At 42.7% G+C, this 1,612-nt stretch carries 3 protein-coding genes; all 3 read right to left on the minus strand.

What is annotated here, in order from left to right; genetic code table 11:
* The coding region (locus ACUVJL_RS20890) for a hypothetical protein (protein ID WP_445247588.1) at positions 1–436 on the minus strand (436 nt) is incomplete at its 3' end.
* 14 nt (positions 437–450) lie between these two features.
* A complete protein-coding gene (locus ACUVJL_RS20895) occupies positions 451–954 on the minus strand; it encodes a hypothetical protein (protein ID WP_445247589.1) in 504 nt (167 codons plus the stop codon).
* A gap of 96 nt (positions 955–1,050) precedes the next feature.
* The gene (locus tag ACUVJL_RS20900) at positions 1,051–1,482 is read right to left on the minus strand and encodes a hypothetical protein (protein ID WP_445247590.1); all 432 of its coding nucleotides are present in this window, start codon (positions 1,480–1,482) and stop codon (positions 1,051–1,053) included.
* Between the last annotated feature and the right edge of the window lie 130 nt (positions 1,483–1,612).

The following is a 1,612-nucleotide window of genomic DNA, read 5'->3' on the forward strand; positions in this document are numbered from 1 at the left end:
GAACCGTTAAGTTACTGGTTTTGATGGATTTGCCAGATACAGTTCCTACAGCAAAACTTATCCCTATGTCCGACTTGGGGGGAATAAAAGTTTCTATAATACAAACTTTACCTCTAATACTTGAAGGGTAAATATTGGTAGTTTCTTCTAGCGCCGTCCATTGACCGATGAAAGGTGTTATATCGGGATTGACCGGCAGCCAAGCTCTGACAAACGCTTTCAAATCCTGCGATTGAGCTGCATTGCGAGGATCTCGAAGGTAAAACCCGCGAGAACCTTCAGGAGGAGCGACCACAAAATTGCGGAACCGATTCATTAATTGCTGCAATTCATTCTCCGTTGGGTAGCGTTTAGATTGCTGTGCAATAATTGGTAACGAGACAGCCGCTAAAATACCTAAACTAATTGTAATGGTGATTGGCGATCGACCTTTCATAAATCTCCTTATTTTCATTGGGCACTTTTAATCGGAGGCTCGTTAGCCATCGAAGTAGCAATTTCAAGCAGTTCCTGTTTAATGTTAGCGGCAGCACGTAACTGAGCCGAGAAAATTAAACCGTTCTGTTCCCAGAAAATAGTCTGACTGCCGTCACCAGTTCCACCGCATCTGATATTAGTGTAAACACCTTGAATTCCCGGTTTGATATTTACAGAAACTGTATTCGCACAGGACCATTTAGCTATTGTTTCTAACTTAGACTTGTATTCGTCTAACTTAGAAACAATAAATTCACCGGCAAAGCAAGAATTTGCTCTACATCCAGGGGAATAGTATAGTGTAATACCCAACTCACCGTTTTTTGAATATAAGTATGGGTAAAGTGTATTGTTAGAATCAGCAGGGGGCAGAGAACGATAGGGAATAGAAGTAGGCAATCGCATCACCATACCCCTAGGGAGTTGAGTTTGAATATCCCGGATAAATGCTCTGAAGATAGGTGCAGGTTCCGCCATTACAAGCGAATTTATGGTTAATGTTCCAACGCTTAAGATAGCTAAACTTACTATTAAACTGAGTTGGCATCGCCTTTTTATAATCATTTTCATGCTTTATTTCAATATCGGATTATAGCAAATTGATTTATCTTGTACTTGTACGCACCCAATTGTCGGTTGATTTTTGCTCCTACGATTTTCCCATTCTTGATTAGAAATCCGTTTTAAGGTTGTAGAATCGCGCCGATAGCTTACGCCACAGACAGCATCAACGCTAATATCTTCGCAAAGTTTTTCTCCGCGCCCTTGCAATCCCCACGCCATAGTTGTTTGTACGCCATCTTCCCACCGCAACGAACGGATACCTCCACCCGTCCAAGTATGCGACTCAGAAATACAAGTTTGCTGAAGTTCTAGCTTTTCTTTGCGAAAAAACCAGCAAGGAATAGATACTGGCCCAACATGGTCGGCGCGTACAGGAGCCATAAAGCCTGTCACTAGGATTGGTAGCAAGACTAATAGTTTTTTCATCGATCGCCCTTTCATAATTTTTCCTGTTTGTGCTCAATTCCCAGCACCCATTGCCGGCTCTTTTAGAAACAGCCTTCTACTTGATCGACTTTAATTTGCGCTGGAGTTGCTGCTGGAACCGGGGCTCGAACCTGCGCGACGACGA

It is taken from the genome of Microcoleus sp. OTE_8_concoct_300, assembly GCF_031383065.1.
GTDB lineage: Bacteria > Cyanobacteriota > Cyanobacteriia > Cyanobacteriales > Microcoleaceae > Microcoleus.

Excerpts from the sequence above, each read along its gene's own strand:
- ACUVJL_RS20900 (WP_445247590.1), bottom strand. The coding sequence starts at position 1,482 with ATGAAAGGGCGATCGATGAAAAAACTATTAGTCTTGCTACCAATCCTA.
- ACUVJL_RS20895 (WP_445247589.1), bottom strand. The coding sequence starts at position 954 with ATGGCGGAACCTGCACCTATCTTCAGAGCATTTATCCGGGATATTCAA.